Source organism: Streptomyces chattanoogensis, assembly GCF_001294335.1.
Classification (GTDB): domain Bacteria; phylum Actinomycetota; class Actinomycetes; order Streptomycetales; family Streptomycetaceae; genus Streptomyces; species Streptomyces chattanoogensis.
This window is the reverse complement of record NZ_LGKG01000007.1, coordinates 1-1,855: the sequence shown is the minus strand read 5'-3', so window position 1 is coordinate 1,855 and position 1,855 is coordinate 1. Positions and strand designations below refer to the sequence as shown.

Annotated in this window: 2 protein-coding genes; both read left to right on the top strand. The window is 72.6% G+C overall.

Annotated features, from left to right (window positions below; genetic code table 11):
• A partial coding sequence (locus ADL29_RS04145; protein ID WP_211274248.1) for an acyl carrier protein occupies positions 1 to 651 on the top strand: 651 nt, incomplete at its 5' end.
• A gap of 83 nt (positions 652 to 734) precedes the next feature.
• A partial coding sequence (locus ADL29_RS04140) for a beta-ketoacyl synthase N-terminal-like domain-containing protein (RefSeq protein ID WP_169795186.1) occupies positions 735 to 1,855 on the top strand: 1,121 nt, incomplete at its 3' end.

Sequence of the window (1,855 nt, the reverse complement as noted above, 5' to 3'; positions counted from 1 at the left end):
TTCGACAGCGCCGCAGGATCGGCCTGGCCGGTGATGACCGCGTTCGGGCTGGATCTGGCGGCGGTGCGCGCGTCCGGCACCGTACCCCCCGTCCTGCGCGCCCTCGCCGGGCCGGTCAGGCGCCAGGCGACGGCCACCGTGACCGCCGAACGCTCATGGGCCGAGCGGCTGGCCGAGCTTCCCCCGGCCGACCGGGAGCGGTCCGCGGTCGAGGAGATCCGCCGCCAGGTCGCCCTGGTCCTCGGGCACGGCAGCGGCAGCGACATACCGGTGTCCGTGGCGTTCAAGGACCTGGGCTTCGACTCCCTCACGGCCGTCGAGCTGCGCAACCGCCTCCAGACCGGCACCGGCCTCCGGCTGCCCCCCACCCTCGTCTTCAACCAGCCCAACCCGGCGGCCCTGGCCTCCCACCTGATCACGGAACTGTTCCCGGACCAGGCCACGCCGACCACCGACCCGACCGAGGCCGCCCTGCAAGCGGCCCTCGCACAGACCCCGTTGGCGCGGTTCGCCGACGCCGGCGTCCTGGACACGCTCCTGACACTGACCGGGCTGTCCGCGGCCGCGCCCGCCCGCGAGGAGACCGGGGCGATCGACGACCTCGACACCGACAGCCTCATCGCGCTGGCCCTCAACACCCCCGAGTCCTGAGCCCGGACCCCGGTCACCGGCGACCCCGAGTCCCGGTCACCGGCGACCCGAGCCCTGATCACCTGCGAAATGTGGAGCAAGAAATGACGACGTCCGACAACCGGCTTGTCGATGCACTGCGCACGTCGCTGAAGGAGACGGAACGGCTCAGGCAGCAGAACCACAAGCTGATCTCCGCCGCGAGCGAGCCGATCGCGATCGTGGGCATGGCGTGCCGGTTCCCGGGTGGTGTGGGGTCGCCGGAGGAGCTGTGGCGGCTGGTGTCCGAGGGCGTCGACGGGATGTCGGCGTTTCCCGAGGACCGCGGCTGGGACGTGGAGGGCCTCTACGACCCCGACCCGGACCGCCCGGGTACGACGTACGTCCGCGAGGGCGGCTTCCTCGCCGACGCCGGCGGCTTCGACCCGGCATTCTTCGGGATCTCACCGCGTGAGGCGGTGGCGATGGACCCGCAGCAGCGGCTCGTCCTGGAGGTGTCCTGGGAGGCCCTGGAACGCGCCTGCCTCGACCCCGGCAGCCTCCAGGGTTCGGCGACCGGCGTCTTTCTGGGCGTGATCGACAATGCTTATACCAAGCGGATCCAGTCCGTCCCCGACGACATCGAACCCTTCCTGGGCAACGGCGGCACCAGCAGCGTCGTCTCCGGCCGGGTGGCCTACTCGTTCGGGCTGGAGGGCCCGGCGGTGAGCGTGGACACGGCCTGCTCCTCCTCGCTCACCGCGCTGCATCTGGCGGTCCAGTCGCTGCGCCGGGGCGAATGCACCATGGCCCTGGCCGGCGGTGTCACGATCATGGCGCATCCGGACGACTTCGTGGACTTCTCGCGGCAGCGCGGGCTGGCGACGGACGGCCGGTGCAAGGCGTTCGCGGCCGCCGCGGACGGTACGGGCTGGTCCGAGGGCGTGGGCGTGCTCGTGGTGGAGCGGCTGTCGGACGCCGAGCGTCTCGGGCACCGCGTGCTGGCCGTCGTCCGCGGCACCGCGGTGAACCAGGACGGTGCGTCGAACGGTCTGACCGCGCCGAACGGCCCGTCGCAGGAACGGGTGATCAAGGCGGCGTTGGCCGACGCCCGGCTGGCCGCGCAGGACGTCGACGCCGTCGAGGCGCATGGCACCGGTACGACGCTGGGCGATCCGATCGAGGCGCAGGCGCTGCTGGCCACGTATGGCCGGGGCAGGTCGCCCGAACGCCCGCTGTGGCTGGG